Here is a 14,857-nt window from a genome sequence, read left to right on the forward strand (position 1 = left end):
CGGAGCCGCCCGCCGCAGACCTGCCGGCCGCGCCGGTCGGCGAGGCCGCACCGGTGCCGGCCCCGGGCGAGCCCCGCGCCCCGCTGAGCGTCGCCATCGACGTCACCGCGCGCGGCCACCAGGCCGAACTCGACCTCTGCCAATGGGTGCGCATGGACATCGGGGCCGTCGCTCCGATCGTCGGAGCCCACAACTACTGCCGGGGCGACGTCGTGCTCGACCTCCTGCCCGGCGACCTCGTGGCCCTCTCGGGCACGGAGCTCGACGGCGACTACCAGGTCGTCGGCAGTCGCGACGCCCAGGCGGGCGACGACCCGGCCGCGGCGACCGCGGGCCTCGCGGCCGACCTCCTGCTGCAGACCTGCTACTGGGGCGACGCCGGCCTCCGCCTCGTGACCCTCCGCCGCGTGGACCTCTCGCTGCCGCCGACACCGGCACCCTGAGCCGCCGCCGAGCGGCAGCAGGTCCGTCGCGGAGAAACGACTCAGTCCAGCAGCAGCGCGGGCTCCTCGATGATCGACGCCACGTCGGCCACGAAGCGGCTGGCCACGTCGCCGTCGACCACGCGGTGGTCGAAACTCGCGCCGATCGTGGTGACGGAGCGGGCACGCACGTCCCCGTCGACCACCCAGGGCTTCTGCTTGATCGTGCCGAGCGCGACGATGCCCACTTCGCCAGGGTTCAGGATCGGGGTTCCCGTGTCCATCCCGAAGACACCGATGTTGGTGACCGTGATCGTGCCGTCGGCCATCTCGGTGGGGGAGGTGCGGCCCTCGCGGGCCGTGATGGTGAGCTGCTCCAGCGCGCCGGCGAGCTCCCGCATCGACATGTCCTGGGCATCCTTGATGTTCGGCACGATGAGACCGCGCGGGGTGGCCGCGGCGATGCCGAGGTTCACGTAGTTGCGCACGATGATCTCCTTGTCGGTCCACGCCGAGTTGACCATCGGGTTCCGGCGCACGGCCCAGATCATGGCCTTGGCCATGATCAGGAGCGGCGAGACCTTCACACCCACGAAGTCGGGCGAGACCTTCAGGCGCTTCACGTACTCCATGGTGCGGGTGGCATCCACGTCGACGAAGAGCGAGACGTGCGGCGCCGTGAACTTCGACGCCACCATCGCCTTGGCGATCTGCTTGCGCATGCCCTTCACCGGGATCCGCTCTTCCCGCACGGGCGCCCACTGCGGGGTCTCGATGTTGTGGAACACCTTCGCCTGGTCGGCGTGCCGGATGACGTCCTCCCGCGTGATGTCGCCGATGAGCCCCGTGGGGGTCACCTCGTCGAGCACGACGCCGAGGTCTTTGGCGAGCTTCCGGATGGGCGGCTTGGCGATCACCGGGATGCCCGGGATGCTCTGGTGGATCCGCGCCGGTCGCTGGGACGGCGACTTCGCATCCGGAGCCTCGCCGATGGCCGGGATGGCGGTGCGGCGGGAGCGGCCCGTGCGGCGGCTCGACACGTGGCCCTTGATGCCGTAGCCCACGAGCACGGCGCCGGGCTTCTCGGCCTGAGCGTCAGCCGCCGATGTCGCGGCGGACGGCAGCTCCGCGGCGGCCGTGACCTGCGCCGTGGCGGCGAGCGTCGTCGTGGCCTTGAGGTCGGGATCCGGCGCGTCGGTCTCGGGCGGAGCGGGAGGCGGGGCCTCCTCGCCCTCTGTCGCCGAGACCGTGATGATGGCGGTGCCGACGTCGACCGTCGCGCCCTCCTCCACCAGCAGGCCCTCGACGGTGCCCGCGAACGGCGACGGCAGCTCGACGAGCGACTTGGCCGTCTCGATCTCGACGATCACCTGGTTGATAGCGATGGTGTCGCCCGGGGCGACCTTCCACGAGACGATCTCGGCCTCGGTGAGTCCCTCGCCGACATCCGGGAGGTGGAACTGTGAGCTCATGCTGGTCTCCAGGCGCTCTAGTAGGCCATGGCCCGGTCGACGGCTTCCAGGACGCGGTCGGCGTCGGGCAGGAAGAGCGTCTCGAGCTTCGCGGGCGGGAACGGGGTGTCGAAGCCGGAGACGCGCAGCACCGGCGCCTGCAGGCTGTAGAAGGCGCGCTCGGCGACGGTCGCGGCGATCTCGGAGCCGACGCTCACGAAGCCGGAGGCCTCTTGAGCGACGACGAGGCGGCCGGTCCTGGTGACCGATTCGAGGATGGGGCCGTAGTCGACGGGGCTGAGCGAGCGCAGGTCGACGACCTCCACGCTCACGCCCTCGCCCTGGGCGACCTCAGCGGCCTGCAGCAGCACGCTCACCATGGCGCCGTGGCCCACGAGGGTCACGTCGGTGCCGGTGCGCACGATGCGGCTCGCGTGGAGCGGTGCAGCGGAGGCGGTGAAGTCGACGGGGCCCTTGGGCCAGTAGCGGCTCTTCGGCTCGAAGAACATCACGGGGTCGTTCGAGGCAATAGCCTCCTGGATCATCCAGTACGCATCGTTCGGCGTCGACGGGCTCACGAGCCGCAGGCCCGGGGTGTGCGCGAAGTAGGCCTCGGGGCTCTCCTGGTGGTGCTCGACCGCGCCGATGTGGCCGCCGTAGGGCACCCGGATGACGACGGGCATGGAGAACGCCCCGCCGCCGCGGTTGGTGAGCTTGGCCAGCTGGGAGGTGATCTGGTCGAAGCCCGGGTAGATGAAGCCGTCGAACTGGATCTCGCAGACCGGGCGGTAGCCGCGGAGGGCCAGCCCGATCGCCGTGCCGATGATGCCCGATTCGGCGAGCGGGGTGTCGACCACGCGCTCCTTGCCGAACTCCGCCTGCAGCCCCTCCGTCACGCGGAACACGCCGCCGAGCGGGCCGATGTCCTCGCCCATCAGCAGCACCTTGGGGTCGTCGGCGAGCGCCTGCCGGAGCCCGGCGTTCAGCGCCTTGGCCATGGGCAGCTCGTCGAGGGTGGTCTCGGTGCTCATGCCTGCTCCTTCGTGACAGCCGAGGCCTCGGGCGAGGTGTCGAACGAGGCCTCGTAGCGCTCGAGCCACTGCTTCTGCTCGGTCACCACGGGGTGCGGCTCGCTGTAGACGTTGTCGAAGATCAGCGACTTGTCCGGCGCCGTCAGTGCGAGGGTCCGGTGCCGGATGTCGGCGGCGAAGTCCTCGGCCTCGGTCGCGACCTCGGCGAAGAAGGCGTCGCCCTCGCCGAGCGAGCGCAGGTACTTCTCGAGCCGGATGATCGGATCTCGCGACACCCAGAGGTCGTGCTGGGCCTGGTCGGCGTACTTCGTCGGGTCGTCCGAGGAGGTGTGGGCGCCGATGCGGTAGGTGAGCGCCTCGATGAACTGTGGGCCGTTCCCGGCGCGGGCCTCGTCGAGGTGCTTGGCGGTCACGGCGTAGCTCGCGAGCACGTCGTTGCCGTCGATCTGCACGCTCGGCACGCCGAAGCCGCGGGAGCGCAGGTAGAGCGGGGTGCGCGACTGCACGGTCACGGGCACCGAGATGGCCCAGTGGTTGTTCTGCAGGAAGAAGACGTTGGGGGTCTGGCTCGAGGCCGAGAACACGAACGCCTCGCTCACGTCGCCCTGCGAGGTCGCGCCGTCGCCGAAGTAGGCGAGCACCGCGGTGTCGACCTCGGGGTCTCCGGTGCCGACGAGTCCGTCGCGCTGGAGTCCCATGGCGTAGCCCGTGGCGTGCAGTGAGTGCGAGCCGATCACGAGGCAGTAGCCGTGGAAGTTGCCGTTCGAGGGGTCGGTCGGATCCCAGCCGCCGTGCGTGTTGCCGCGCAGCAGCTCCACGATCGCGAGCACGTCGATGCCGCGCACGAGGCCCACGGCGTGCTCGCGGTAGGAGGGGAAGATGTGGTCCTGCGGGCGAGCCGCGTAGGCGGAGCCCACCTGGGCGCCCTCCTGGCCGTGGCTCGGCACCCAGAGCGCCATCTGGCCCTGGCGCTGGAGGTTCGTGCCCTCCTGGTCGAACCGGCGCACCACGGCCATGTCGCGGTAGAACCGGCGGAGCTCGGTCTCGCCGATGCGCTCCAGGTAGGAGGCGTACTCCTCCGCACCCGGGGTGGGCTCGAAAGCGCCGTCCGCGGTGAGGAAGCGGACGGTGGGGGAGTCTGCACCGGGGGAGTCGATACCGGGGGAACCGGCACTGGGGGAGTCGGTCATCCGAAGGCCCTCGCAATCTCGTCTGAGGCGGCCAGCACGTTCTCGACCGACTCGGCTTCGCCGATCGTCAGCCTGATGCCGTCCGGCAGGTAGGCGCGCGCCACGATACCGTGACGGCGGAAGATCTCGAGCGCGTCTTCGCTCCGCTCCCCGGTGGGGAACCACACGAAGTTGCCGTGCGGGCGGGGGATGCCCGCCCAGCCCTGCTCGAGCAGGGCCTCGTAGACGGCGTCCCGGCGCGCGGCGATGTCGGCCACCCTCGCGCGCAGCTCGTCGGCGCGGTCGAGCGAGGCCAGGCCCGCCATCTGGGCGTGGTCGGTGAGGCTGAGCGGCACGATCGTGGTGCGGGCGGCCGCGAGGATCTCGGCGGGCCCGATCCCGTAGCCGAGCCGGAGCCCCGCGAGCCCGTAGGCCTTGGAGAAGGTGCGGAGGATGACGAGGTTGGGGTAGCGGCGCACGAGGGTGCGGCCGTTCACCGCGGCGGGGTCGGTGACGAACTCGGCGTAGGCCTCGTCGAGGATGACGAGCACGTCGGCCGGAACCTTCGCCATGAAGCCCTCGAACTCGGCTGCCGTGACGGCCGTCGAGGTGGGGTTGTTGGGGCTGCAGACGAGCACGAGCCGGGTGCGGTCGGTCACGGCGGCGGCCATCGCGTCGAGGTCGTGCCGGTGGTCGGCCGTGTTGGGCACGGGCACCTTGGTGGCGCCCGGGAGCACCGTCATCCAGGGGTAGACCTCGAACGAGCGCCAGGAGTAGACGACCTCGTCGCCGTGGCCGGCGGCCGCGAGGGTGAACTGCATGAGCAGGGCCACGGATCCGGCGGCCACGATCACCTCGTCGGGCTCGACGCCCCACTCGGCGGCCAGGCGTGCCGTGATCTCGGGTGCGGCGGCGTTGGGGTAGCGGTGCAGCTGCCGGCTCGCGGCGTCGACGGCCTCGAGCACGCCGGGGAGGGGATCGAAGGGATTCTCGTTCGACGAGAGCTTGAAGCCCTCGGGAGCGGCCAGTCCCTGCCGATAGGCGGGCAGCGCCAGGATCTCGGGGCGCAGCTTGACGGGGCCGGTGGTCATTGCTTCATCCTAGTTCGGCCCGTCAAAGCGCCTTCGGAATATGTCCCGCCCGCCCCGCCGGGTTCTCGCGCTCATCCCACTCCTCCGCGAGCATCGCGAACACGAGCGTGTCTGTCCATTCCCCCTTGAAGAACTCGTCGCGCACGAAGTGGGCCTCCTGCCGGAGTCCGAGCCTGCGCAGCAGACGGGCGGATGCGTCGTTCCGGGCATCAAGGCGCGCCACGATCCGGTGCAGGCCGAACTGCTCGAACCCGAGCCGCAGCACCGCTCGGGCGGCCTCGGTGGCGTAGCCGCGGCCGGCCACGTCGGCGGCCATCGCGTAGCCGAGCTCGCCCCGCGCATCCGTCGTGCTGTCGAGCTTCAGCAGCACCTCGCCAATCACGCGGCCGGCCTGCTCCTCCGAGGCGCCGAGCACGATCGCGAGCACGAGCCACTGGCCCTCGGCGGCCACCTGGCCCTGGCGGGTGCGCGAGTCGAGCGCGGCGGCCGTCTGCACCCGGTCGCGCACGGGCCACGGGATGAAGCGGACCACCTCGGGGTCGGAGTGGTAGACGAGCAGGTCGTCGAGGTCGGCGCCCCGATGCGGCCGGAGCTCGAGCCTGGGGGTGCGGATCGGCAGGTCGGGACTCCACGGCAGGTTCACCATCCAGCGACTCTATGCGCCCGGTGCCCGGTCTGGGATAGTGGGGCCATGCGCAGATTCCTCGTCTCCCTGGTGGCCAATGCGATCGCCCTGTGGCTCACGACCCTCATCGTCGCCGGCGTCAAGATCGACCCGATCGGTGAGGGCGGCACGGTCGAGATCATCCTCACCTACCTCATCGTCGCGTTCGTGTTCGGCCTCGTGAACGGCATCATCGGGTCGATCATCCGCGTGGTGGCGTTCCCGCTCTACATCCTCACGCTCGGCATCATCTCGCTCTTCGTGAACGCCCTGCTGCTCTGGCTCGTCTCCGTGGTGACCGGCTGGTTCGGCTTCGGGCTCATCCTCGAGGGCTTCTGGTGGACCGTGCTGGGGGCCCTCGTGCTCGCCATCCTCTCGGCCATCATCGGCGCGATCCTGCGGCCGCTGGCAGGAGACAGCCGACGCCGCTGAGTGCCACAATGGGCAGATGCCCCGCGACCTGGACGAGCCCCTCGACGAGGCCTTCCGCATCAGCATGGTCTGCACGGGCAACATCTGCCGCTCGCCCATGGCCGAGATCGTGCTGCGCGACCTCGTGGAGAAGGCCGGGCTCTCCTCGCGCGTGATCGTGACGAGCGCCGGCACCGGGGAATGGCACGTGGGTGAGCACGCCGATCCGCGCACCGTGGAGGCCCTCGAGGCCCGCGGCTACGACGGCCGGAGCCACCGGGCCCGGCAGTTCGACGCCGAGTGGTTCGACACCCTCGACCTCGTGATCGCGCTCGACCGAAGCCACGAGCGGGTGCTGCGCTCCTGGGCGCGCACCGAGGAGGACCGTCAGAAGGTGCGCCTCCTGCTCGGCTTCGACCCCGAGTTCGCGGGCCGGTCGGACGTGCGCGATCCCTACTATTCCGACGCCGCGATGTTCGACGCCGTGCTCGCCGAGATCGAGCACGCCTGCACCGCCCTGTTCCGCCAGCTCGAGCCGGCCTTCCGCCGCGCGCCCGCCCGCTGACCTGCCGACCCGTACCGCCCTCGACCGGAAGCCCCCATGCCCCCTCTGCCTCCCCAGCCCATCAGCCCGCTCGACGGCCGCTACCGCCCCGCCGTGACCGCGCTCGGCGACCACCTCTCGGAGGCCGGTCTCAACCGGGCCCGCGTGCACGTGGAGATCGACTGGCTGCTGCACCTCACCGACCACTCGTTCTTCGGCTCCTCGCCCCTCGACCCCGAGCTGGCCCGGCGGCTGCGCTCGGTCGTGCAGGAGTTCGGCCAGGCCGACATCGACCGCATCGGCGAGCTCGAGGCCACCACGCGGCACGACGTCAAGGCCGTGGAGTACTACGTGCGCGAGAAGCTCGCCGCCCTCGGCCTGAACGCCGTGGCCGAGCTCACCCACTTCGGCTGCACGAGCGAGGACATCAACAACCTCTCCTACGCCCTCACCATCCGCTCGGCGGTGCAGGATGTCTGGCTGCCCGCGTTCACCGCGGTGATCGAGGAGCTCCGGCGCCAGGCGGTGGAGTACCGCGACGAGCCGATGCTCTCGCACACGCACGGCCAGCCCGCCACGCCCACCACGATGGGCAAGGAGCTCGCGGTCACGGTGCACCGGCTCGAACGGGTGAAGGCGCAGATCGAGGGCACCGAGTACCTCGGCAAGTTCTCGGGCGCCACCGGCACCTTCGCCGCCGACCTCGTGGCCGATCCGGAGACCGACTGGCAGGCCGTCTCACGCGGATTCGTGACCTCGCTCGGCCTCACCTGGAACCCGCTCACCACCCAGATCGAGTCGCACGACTGGCAGGCCGAGCTCTACAACCGCATCAGCCACGCCAACCGCATCCTGCACAACCTCTGCACGGATGTCTGGACCTACATCTCCATCGGCTACTTCACCCAGATCCCGGTCGCCGGGGCCACCGGGTCGTCGACGATGCCGCACAAGGTCAACCCGATCCGGTTCGAGAACGCGGAGGCCAACCTCGAGCTCTCGAGCGCCCTGCTGGACTCGCTGGCCTCGACCCTCGTGACCTCCCGCCTGCAGCGCGACCTCACCGACTCCAGCGCCCAGCGCAACATCGGTGTGGCGCTCGGCCACTCGGTGCTCGCGCTCGACAACATCAAGGGCGGCCTCGGCCAGATCTCGCTCAACCGGCCCGCCCTCGCGGCCGATCTCGACGCCAACTGGGAGGTGCTCGGCGAGGCCATCCAGACCGTCGTGCGCGCCGAGGTCACGGCGGGCCGCTCGTCGATCGCCGATCCCTACGCCCTGCTCAAGGAGCTCACCCGCGGCCGCCGGATCGGCCAGGCCGAGCTCGTGGAGTTCGTCGAGGGCCTCGACATCGGCGCCGAGGCGAAGGCCCGGCTCGTGGCGCTCACGCCCGCGGCCTACACGGGCCTCGCGTCGACCCTCGTCGACCACATCCTCCCCACCGCCACCGACTGACGGGGGGCGGCGGGGTCAGTGGCCCTTCGGGTGGTCGCTGTCCTCGTCGTCGATCTCGTGCTGCTCCATCTCGTTGGGCTTGATCGTGAGCGAGAACATCGCCATCACGACCAGCACCACGATGAACGCGATGCCGAAGAAGATGGCGGCGAGGATCAGGTCGCGGGTGGTCAGCAGCACCGTCAGCCCCACGAAGAGCGACAGGATGGCGGACAGGACGAGCAGTTCGACCGGCTTCAGCCGGTCGCGCCTCGAAGGTTGGTTCACGGTGTCTTTTCGATTCGGGTGGGGGTTGCCGGGGCCTGGACGCCCCAGCGCAGAGAGAGTCCGGCGATCACCAGCAGCAGGCCGACGATCGCGGCGTAGGCCCCGAGCATCCCCACGGCGAACACGGGATCTGTCGGGAAGAAGATGAGCACGAGCGCGAAGACCACGGTGAGCGCCCCGGTGATGGCCCAGTCGCGTGCAGCCGGGTTCGTGGAGTTGCGGAGACCCGCGTAGAGCTCCAGGAACCCGCAGATCGCCGAGTTCATGGTAGCGCAGAAGAGCAGGAAGCCGAGGCCACCGCCGTTCAGCGCCAGGGCCAGCGCGCCGAACACGATGCCGGAGACGCCCTGGATGAGGAAGTTCACCCGGAGCGACCGCTCGGTCAGAGTGCGCCACGAGAGCACCGCGGTGAGCACGCCCGAGGTCAGGGCGAAGACGCCGAAGGCGAGGAGTCCGACCTGGGCCGAGTGGTTCGAGGAGAAGGTGATCACGAGCGCGGTCACGATGAACGGGATCGCCCGTGCCACCGGAACGCCCCAGTAGGGCGACCGCGGGAGGGTGCGGGGGGAGTCGGTCACTCCGGATTCCTCGATTCTGCTGGCGCGCGTGCCACCAGTTTACCGAGCCGCGGCTGAGTGCCTCGCGTGCGCGGCGCCGCCGCCATCCGTCGCCCCACTCATCTCCCCGTCGCGCGAGGCATCCTGCACGGCGTTCCGCGCCGGCCGGGACGGCCACCAGAACCGGTCGCCGGTGAGGAAGACGAGGGCGGGCACGAGCACGGTGCGCACCACGAGGGTGTCGAGCAGCACGCCGATGCACACGATCACGCCGATCTGCGTGAGGGCCACCACGGGCAGCACGCCGAGCACGGCGAACACCGCCGCGAGCAGGATGCCGGCACTCGTGATCACCCCGCCGGTGGAGCTGAGCGCCCGCACCATGCCGGCGCGCGTGCCGTGCTCGACCGCCTCCTCCCGCGCCCGCGTGGTGAGGAAGATGTTGTAGTCGACACCGAGCGCCACGAGGAACAGGAACGCGAACAGGATGACGTTGGAGTCGAACGCCGGGAACCCCATCAGGTTCTGGAAGATCACGTTCGAGGCTCCGAGGCTCGCGAAGAAGGTGGCGAGCACGCTCGCGATGAGGAGCACCGGCGCCACGAGGCTCCGCAGGAGGAGCGCGAGGATGACGAACACGATCGCGAGGATGAGCGGGATGATGAGCGCCTGGTCATTGGCCGCGGCGGTGTTGGTGTCGAGTGCCGTGGCATCCGCCCCGCCCACGAGGGTCTCGCCGACCTCCCCGCCCGCGGCGGCGTAGTCGGCGCGGAGCTGCTCCACGGTCGCGAAGGCGGCGTCGCTCTCGGGCTCGGCCGCGAGCGTGGCGTCGAGCCGGGTGAGGCCGTTCGCGCTCTCGCCCGGGCGCACCGACTCCACGCCGTCGACCGCTTCGGCGAGGCTCGTCGCGTCGGCGACCACGGCATCCGGGGTCAGGATGACGGTCTGGCCCGTCAGGCCGGCCGAGAACGAGTCGTCGACGATCCGCTGGGCCACGACCGACTCGGGGTCGCCGATCAGCTGGTCGGTCTGCGAGAGGCCCACCTGGTAGCCCGTGAGGCCCACGGCGAGCACACCGATGCCGAGGGTCGCCACGATCGCGACCACCGCGGGGCGGCGGCGCACGCCCTCGCCGAGCCTGGTCCAGAAGCCCGGCTTCGCGGCGGCGTGGTGGTGACCCTCGGCTCCGTGCACGCGCGGCACGAACGGCCAGAACAGCCCGCGCCCGCACACCACGAGGGCTGCCGGCAGCACGAGCAGGGCGAAGAGGATGGCGATGGCCACGCCGATCGCACAGGCCACGCCGAGCGCGCGGTTGCCGGCGAGCTCGGCGAACAGCAGGGTGAGCAGGCTGAGGGCCACCGTGCCGCCGCTGGCCGCGATGGCGGGTCCAGCGCTCGTGACCGCCGTGAGCATCGCGCGGTTGCGGCTCTCCTGGCGCGTGAGCTCCTCGCGGTAGCGTGCCACGAGCAGCAGCGCGTAGTTCGTGCCCGCACCGAAGACCAGCACGCTCAGGATGCCCCCGATCGAGGCGTCGACCGTGATGCCGAGGGGCTCGGCGAGGCTCGTGACCACGACACGGGCGAGCCCGTCGGCGATGCCGACGACCGCGAGCGGCACGATCCAGAGCACGGGGCTGCGGTAGGTGACGATGAGCAGGATGGCGACGACGATGACGGTCACGAGCAGCAGCCGGAAGTCGGCTCCGGCGAAGGCGTTGGTGATGTCGGCCTGGAAGCCGATGGGACCCGTGAGGAGGGCCTCGAGGCCGTCCGGGAGGGCGGCGTTCGCGTCGTCACGGAGGGTGGTCGCGGCCTGCTCGATGCCGCCCTCGGAGTCGGGGCCGAACTCGGCGCCGTCGAGGGGCACGGCGAGGAGGGCCGCCGTGCCGTCGTCGCTGAACTGCGGCACCACGGCCTGGGGGGCGAGGCTCAGCTCGGCGAGGCTCGCCGCGCTGGCGGAGATGGCGGCCGTGTCGGCCTCGGTGAGGGCATCGCCGCCCCGGCTGTAGACGAGGATGGCCGCCGTGGTGTCGGCATCCGGGAACTCCTCGAGCAGAGCGCTGACCTGCTTGGCCTCGCTCGAGTCGGGCAGCCCGCTCGGCGGGTAGGCGTCGCTCTCGCCCTGGGGGAGGAAGGCGAACAGGAGGGCGATGGCCACGGCGGCCACGCCGAGCGCGATCCAGGCGGTGCCCCGACCGCTCACGAAACGGGCGATGACGCGCATGGGTGCTCCTCGTAGCTCGGAAGGTAGCTAAGCAACTTAGCTACGTATGGGTTTAGCATGTCAGTCATGGTGGATGACCGCAACTCGCGCCCCGCCGCACCCGCCGCGGCCAGTGCAGCCGGCGGCGACGCCGACGCTCACGCGGAGGGCGCACCCTGGTCGCGCGACGAGCTGCGCACGCAGCAGCCGATCGAGACGAACCCCATCAACGACTCGCTGCGGGAGATCAACACCCTCTCGCGGGCCTTCGAACGGCGCCTCGGCACCGTGCTCACCGTGAACCCGACCGATCTGGCGGCCATGGAGCACCTCATCCAGGAAGGGCCGCTTACCCCGAGCGACCTCGCCGCCCGCCTCGGCGTGACCACGGCGGCCTCGACGCTCGTCGTCGACCGGCTCGTCGCGCTCGGCCATGTGGAGCGGCATCGGCATGCCTCGGACCGCCGCAAGATCGTGGTCGTGCCCTCGCGCTCGTCGGTCGAGCGCGCCATCGACGAGCTCATGCCCGTGATCGCGGGGGTCGCGGGCCTCGTCGACGACCTGGCGCCCGCCGAGCGCGAACTGGTCGCCGGCTTCCTCGAGCGCGTCATCGCGCTCTACCGCTCGGCGGTCGAGGCCCCCCTCGACCGCCCCTGAGCCCGCACTTGACACAAGATGTGTCAAGTGGGCGCTCTAAGGCGCATCTTTTGTCAAGTCGCGCGCAGCTGCGACGGCTACGTCGGCTACGTCGGCTACGACGGCGGCATGTCCGCGAAACGGGAGAAGTGGCCGTGGAAGCCGACCGTGATGGTCGCCGTGGGGCCGTTGCGGTGCTTGGCCACGATGAAGTCGGCCTCGCCCGCGCGCGGGTTGTCCTTCTCGTAGGCGCCCTCGCGGTGCAGCAGGATCACCATGTCGGCATCCTGCTCGAGCGATCCGGACTCACGGAGGTCGCTGATGGCGGGCTTCTTGTCGGAGCGCTGCTCGGGGCCACGGTTCAGCTGCGAGAGGGCGATGACCGGCACCTGGAGCTCCTTGGCCATGAGCTTGAGCGCCCGGGAGAACTCCGACACCTCCTGCTGGCGGCTCTCGACCTTCTTGCCCGAGGTCATCAGCTGCAGGTAGTCGATGACCACGAGCTTGAGGCCGACCTTCTGCTTCAGCCGCCGGCACTTCGAGCGGATCTCGACGAGCGTCATGTTGGGGCTGTCGTCGATGTAGAACGGCGCGTCGTTGATGCGGCCACGGGTGGAGGCGAGCGTGGTCCAGTCCCGGCCCTCGATCCGGCCCTTGCGCATGCTCTGCAGGGGCACGGATGCCTCGGCCGAGAGCAGACGCATCGCGATCTCCGAGCGCCCCATCTCGAGCGAGAAGAAGATCGAGGGCATGTCGTTCTTGATCGACGCCGCGCGGCAGAAGTCGAGCGCGAGCGTCGACTTTCCGAGGGCCGGGCGCGCGGCGACGATGATCATCTGGCCGGGGTGGAAGCCGTTGGTGAGGTTGTCGAGGTCGGCGAAGCCCGTGGGCACACCGGTGAGGGAGCCGTCCTTGCCCGCGGCGGCCTCGATCTCGTCGATGGCCGCGGTGACCGCGATGTTGAGGGGCACGTAGTCCTCGACCTCGACGCCGCCGTTGACGGAGTAGATCTCGGCCTGCGCGTTGTTGACGAGGTCGGTGACCTCGCCCTCGCTCGCGTAGCCCATCTGCACGATCCGGGTGCCGGCCTCGACGAGCCGGCGGAGCACCGCCTTCTCGGAGACGATCTGAGCGTAGTAGCCGGCGTTCGCGGCCGTGGGCACGAGGGAGGTGAGCGTATGCAGGTACTCCGCGCCGCCCGCGCGCGACAGCTCGCCCGACTTGGTGAGCTCGTCGGTGACGGCGATCACGTCGGTGGGCTCACCGTGCGAGTAGAGGTTGAGGATCGCCTCGAAGATCACCTCGTGCTTGGGGATGTAGAAGTCGACCGACCGCATGACCTCGACGACGTCGGCCACCGCGTCCTTGCTCAGCAGCATGCCGCCGAGGGCGCTCTGCTCGGCCAGCAGGTCGTGCGGGGGGGTGCGCTCACCGGCACGGGGCTGACGCTCGCCGCCACGACCCCCCTGGTCGCTCGGGCCCCACTCGCCGCCGCGGTCGCTCGGTCCGTCGCCCGCGAGTCCCAGGTGGGCAATCGACACGTCTACTCCTCGTCTGCCGCGCTGTGCGCACGGCCCAACTTCTGCTGCGACCCCATCCGACCACCCGCCACTGACACCACACAAACAGACATGTGGATAACTCTGTGGAGGAACTGCGCGAAACGCCGGGCGACTTGTGCGAAAGGTGTGCAGTAACCTGTGGAGAACTTCGCGAGTTCTACACCGATAGCCGCCTTGACCAGGGGTTTCGCATTTCTACACCCTGTGAGTGAAGACTTCCTTCGACCGGCACTTGAAGCTTCTCGAGGCCGTGGAAACCTGTGTATAGAACTGGGGAGAATCCGGGCATCGAAAAGGGGTGCCCCACGCCGGAAAGCGCGGGACACCCCTTGACAGGCGGTGCTACTTGGCTGCGACCACCAGGAGCGAGATCGTCGCCGAGAGGTCGTCGCGCAGTCGCACGGTGGCCTCGTGGTTGCCGACGGCCTTGATGGCCACCGGGATCTCGATCTTGCGCTTGTCGAGCGATCCGATGCCGGCCGCGGACACCGCGTCAGCGATGTCCGAGGTCTTCACCGAGCCGAACAGACGACCGCCCTGGCCCGCCTTGACGGTCAGCTTCACCGTGGCGTTCTCGAGGGTCTGCTTGAGGTGCTGGGCCTCTTCGACCGTGGCGAGCTCGCGAGCGGTGCGAGCGGCCTTGATCGACTCGACCTGCTTCTCGCCGCCGCGGCTCCACGCCACGGCGAAGCCCTTGGGGATGAGGTAGTTGCGGGCGAAGCCGTTCTTGACCTCGACGACATCGCCGGGGGTTCCGAGACCGGTCACCTCGTGGGTGAGAATGAGTTTCGACATGGTGCTGCTCCTTAACGGCCCGAGCCGGCGTAGGGCAGAAGTGCCATTTCGCGGGCGTTCTTGACGGCACGGGCGATGAGGCGCTGCTCCTGGACGGAGACTCCCGTGATACGGCGAGCGCGGATCTTTCCACGCTCCGAGATGAACTTGCGGAGGGTCGCGACGTCCTTGTAGTCGATGACGCCGACTCGGATGGACTTCGCGGGGGCGGCGTTCTTCGCGCCCTTGGCGCCGCGGAGCGGCTTGCGGCGGTCGCCGCTTGACTTTCCAGCCATGGTTGGATTCCTGTTCTAGAAGAAGAGAAGTTTAGAAGGGGGTGTCGTCGGAGTAGCTGCCCGGAGTGTTCCAGACGTCGCCACCACCGTTCGCACCGGCCGAGGAAGGAGCGGATGCGGCCCACGGCTCGTCGACAGCAGGCTGCCCACCGCGGTTTCCGCCACCGCCACCGCCGAACGATCCGCCGCCACCACCGGCGCCACCACTGGTGGCACGGGTGACCTGAGCGGTCGCGTAGCGGAGCGAGGGACCGATCTCGTCGACCTCGAGCTCGATCGAGGTGCGCTTCTCGCCCTCTTTCGTCTCGTAGGAGCGCTGACG

General features: G+C 70.0%; 16 protein-coding genes and 1 pseudogene. 5 read left to right on the top strand and 12 right to left on the bottom strand.

The features are described 5' to 3' along the window. Window positions 1-443 (top strand): hypothetical protein (locus Q0D57_RS16625; RefSeq protein ID WP_291046118.1); only part of this gene is annotated, 443 nt, incomplete at its 5' end. A 41-nt stretch (window positions 444-484) separates the two neighbouring features. On the opposite strand, the gene Q0D57_RS16630 is transcribed toward Q0D57_RS16625, so the two are convergent. The 5 genes from Q0D57_RS16630 to Q0D57_RS16650 are packed head-to-tail and all read right to left on the bottom strand — an operon-like array spanning window position 485 to window position 5,810. Next, the gene (locus Q0D57_RS16630) at window positions 485-1,894 is read right to left on the bottom strand and encodes a dihydrolipoamide acetyltransferase family protein (protein ID WP_291046121.1); all 1,410 of its coding nucleotides are present in this window, start codon (window positions 1,892-1,894) and stop codon (window positions 485-487) included. 17 nt (window positions 1,895-1,911) lie between these two features. Then, window positions 1,912-2,904 (bottom strand): alpha-ketoacid dehydrogenase subunit beta, encoded by a 993-nt coding sequence (locus Q0D57_RS16635; RefSeq protein ID WP_291046127.1) that lies wholly within the window; start codon window positions 2,902-2,904, stop codon window positions 1,912-1,914. After that, a complete protein-coding gene (locus Q0D57_RS16640; protein ID WP_291046128.1) occupies window positions 2,901-4,094 on the bottom strand; it encodes a thiamine pyrophosphate-dependent dehydrogenase E1 component subunit alpha in 1,194 nt (397 codons plus the stop codon). The genes Q0D57_RS16635 and Q0D57_RS16640 overlap by 4 nt, the downstream gene beginning before the upstream one ends. After that, window positions 4,091-5,164: a histidinol-phosphate transaminase gene (locus tag Q0D57_RS16645; RefSeq protein ID WP_291046130.1), complete on the bottom strand. Its 1,074-nt coding sequence runs from the start codon at window positions 5,162-5,164 to the stop codon at window positions 4,091-4,093. Before Q0D57_RS16645 ends, Q0D57_RS16640 begins: the two co-directional genes overlap by 4 nt. A gap of 22 nt (window positions 5,165-5,186) precedes the next feature. Next, complete coding sequence (locus Q0D57_RS16650) at window positions 5,187-5,810, bottom strand: GNAT family N-acetyltransferase (protein ID WP_291046134.1); 624 nt, start codon at window positions 5,808-5,810, stop codon at window positions 5,187-5,189. 45 nt (window positions 5,811-5,855) lie between these two features. On the opposite strand from Q0D57_RS16650, the gene Q0D57_RS16655 reads away from it, so the two are divergent. The 3 genes from Q0D57_RS16655 to purB are packed head-to-tail and all read left to right on the top strand — an operon-like array spanning window position 5,856 to window position 8,238. Then, window positions 5,856-6,260 carry a phage holin family protein gene (locus Q0D57_RS16655; RefSeq protein WP_291046136.1) on the top strand — a complete coding sequence of 135 codons (405 nt, stop codon included), beginning with the start codon at window positions 5,856-5,858 and terminating at the stop codon, window positions 6,258-6,260. Window positions 6,261-6,276: 16 nt separating this feature from the next. Continuing rightward, complete coding sequence (locus Q0D57_RS16660; RefSeq protein ID WP_291046139.1) at window positions 6,277-6,804, top strand: low molecular weight protein-tyrosine-phosphatase; 528 nt, start codon at window positions 6,277-6,279, stop codon at window positions 6,802-6,804. A gap of 36 nt (window positions 6,805-6,840) precedes the next feature. Then, window positions 6,841-8,238: an adenylosuccinate lyase gene (gene purB, locus Q0D57_RS16665; RefSeq protein ID WP_291046141.1), complete on the top strand. Its 1,398-nt coding sequence runs from the start codon at window positions 6,841-6,843 to the stop codon at window positions 8,236-8,238. A 15-nt stretch (window positions 8,239-8,253) separates the two neighbouring features. Here the strand turns inward: purB and Q0D57_RS16670 are convergent, their stop codons facing one another. From Q0D57_RS16670 to Q0D57_RS16680, 3 genes are read right to left on the bottom strand one after another with little or no spacing between them, the layout of a single operon-like run. After that, entirely contained in the window at window positions 8,254-8,505 is a 252-nt protein-coding gene (locus Q0D57_RS16670; protein ID WP_291046143.1) for a hypothetical protein, read from the bottom strand. Further along, complete coding sequence (locus Q0D57_RS16675; RefSeq protein WP_291046145.1) at window positions 8,502-9,083, bottom strand: hypothetical protein; 582 nt, start codon at window positions 9,081-9,083, stop codon at window positions 8,502-8,504. Before Q0D57_RS16675 ends, Q0D57_RS16670 begins: the two co-directional genes overlap by 4 nt. A gap of 39 nt (window positions 9,084-9,122) precedes the next feature. Then, window positions 9,123-11,288 (bottom strand): MMPL family transporter, encoded by a 2,166-nt coding sequence (locus Q0D57_RS16680; protein WP_291046147.1) that lies wholly within the window; start codon window positions 11,286-11,288, stop codon window positions 9,123-9,125. Window positions 11,289-11,354: 66 nt separating this feature from the next. Here Q0D57_RS16680 and Q0D57_RS16685 point away from each other — a divergent pair, with 66 nt between their 5' ends. Then, entirely contained in the window at window positions 11,355-11,924 is a 570-nt protein-coding gene (locus Q0D57_RS16685; RefSeq protein ID WP_291046149.1) for a MarR family transcriptional regulator, read from the top strand. Window positions 11,925-12,019: 95 nt separating this feature from the next. Here Q0D57_RS16685 and dnaB read toward each other — a convergent pair whose 3' ends face one another. The 4 genes and pseudogenes from dnaB to Q0D57_RS16705 all read right to left on the bottom strand — a co-directional run. Beyond that, window positions 12,020-13,312, bottom strand: a complete 1,293-nt coding sequence (dnaB, locus tag Q0D57_RS16690; RefSeq protein WP_291046153.1) for a replicative DNA helicase — start codon at window positions 13,310-13,312, stop codon at window positions 12,020-12,022. 495 nt (window positions 13,313-13,807) lie between these two features. Beyond that, on the bottom strand, window positions 13,808-14,260 hold the full coding sequence (gene rplI / locus Q0D57_RS16695) for a 50S ribosomal protein L9 (protein ID WP_291046151.1): 453 nt from the start codon (window positions 14,258-14,260) through the stop codon (window positions 13,808-13,810). 11 nt (window positions 14,261-14,271) lie between these two features. Continuing rightward, window positions 14,272-14,535 carry a 30S ribosomal protein S18 gene (gene rpsR / locus Q0D57_RS16700; protein ID WP_022895757.1) on the bottom strand — a complete coding sequence of 88 codons (264 nt, stop codon included), beginning with the start codon at window positions 14,533-14,535 and terminating at the stop codon, window positions 14,272-14,274. Between the two features lie 31 nt (window positions 14,536-14,566). Beyond that, window positions 14,567-14,857, bottom strand: a pseudogene (locus Q0D57_RS16705) (single-stranded DNA-binding protein); the annotation flags it as partial.

Source organism: Herbiconiux sp., from assembly GCF_023264895.1.
GTDB lineage: Bacteria > Actinomycetota > Actinomycetes > Actinomycetales > Microbacteriaceae > Herbiconiux.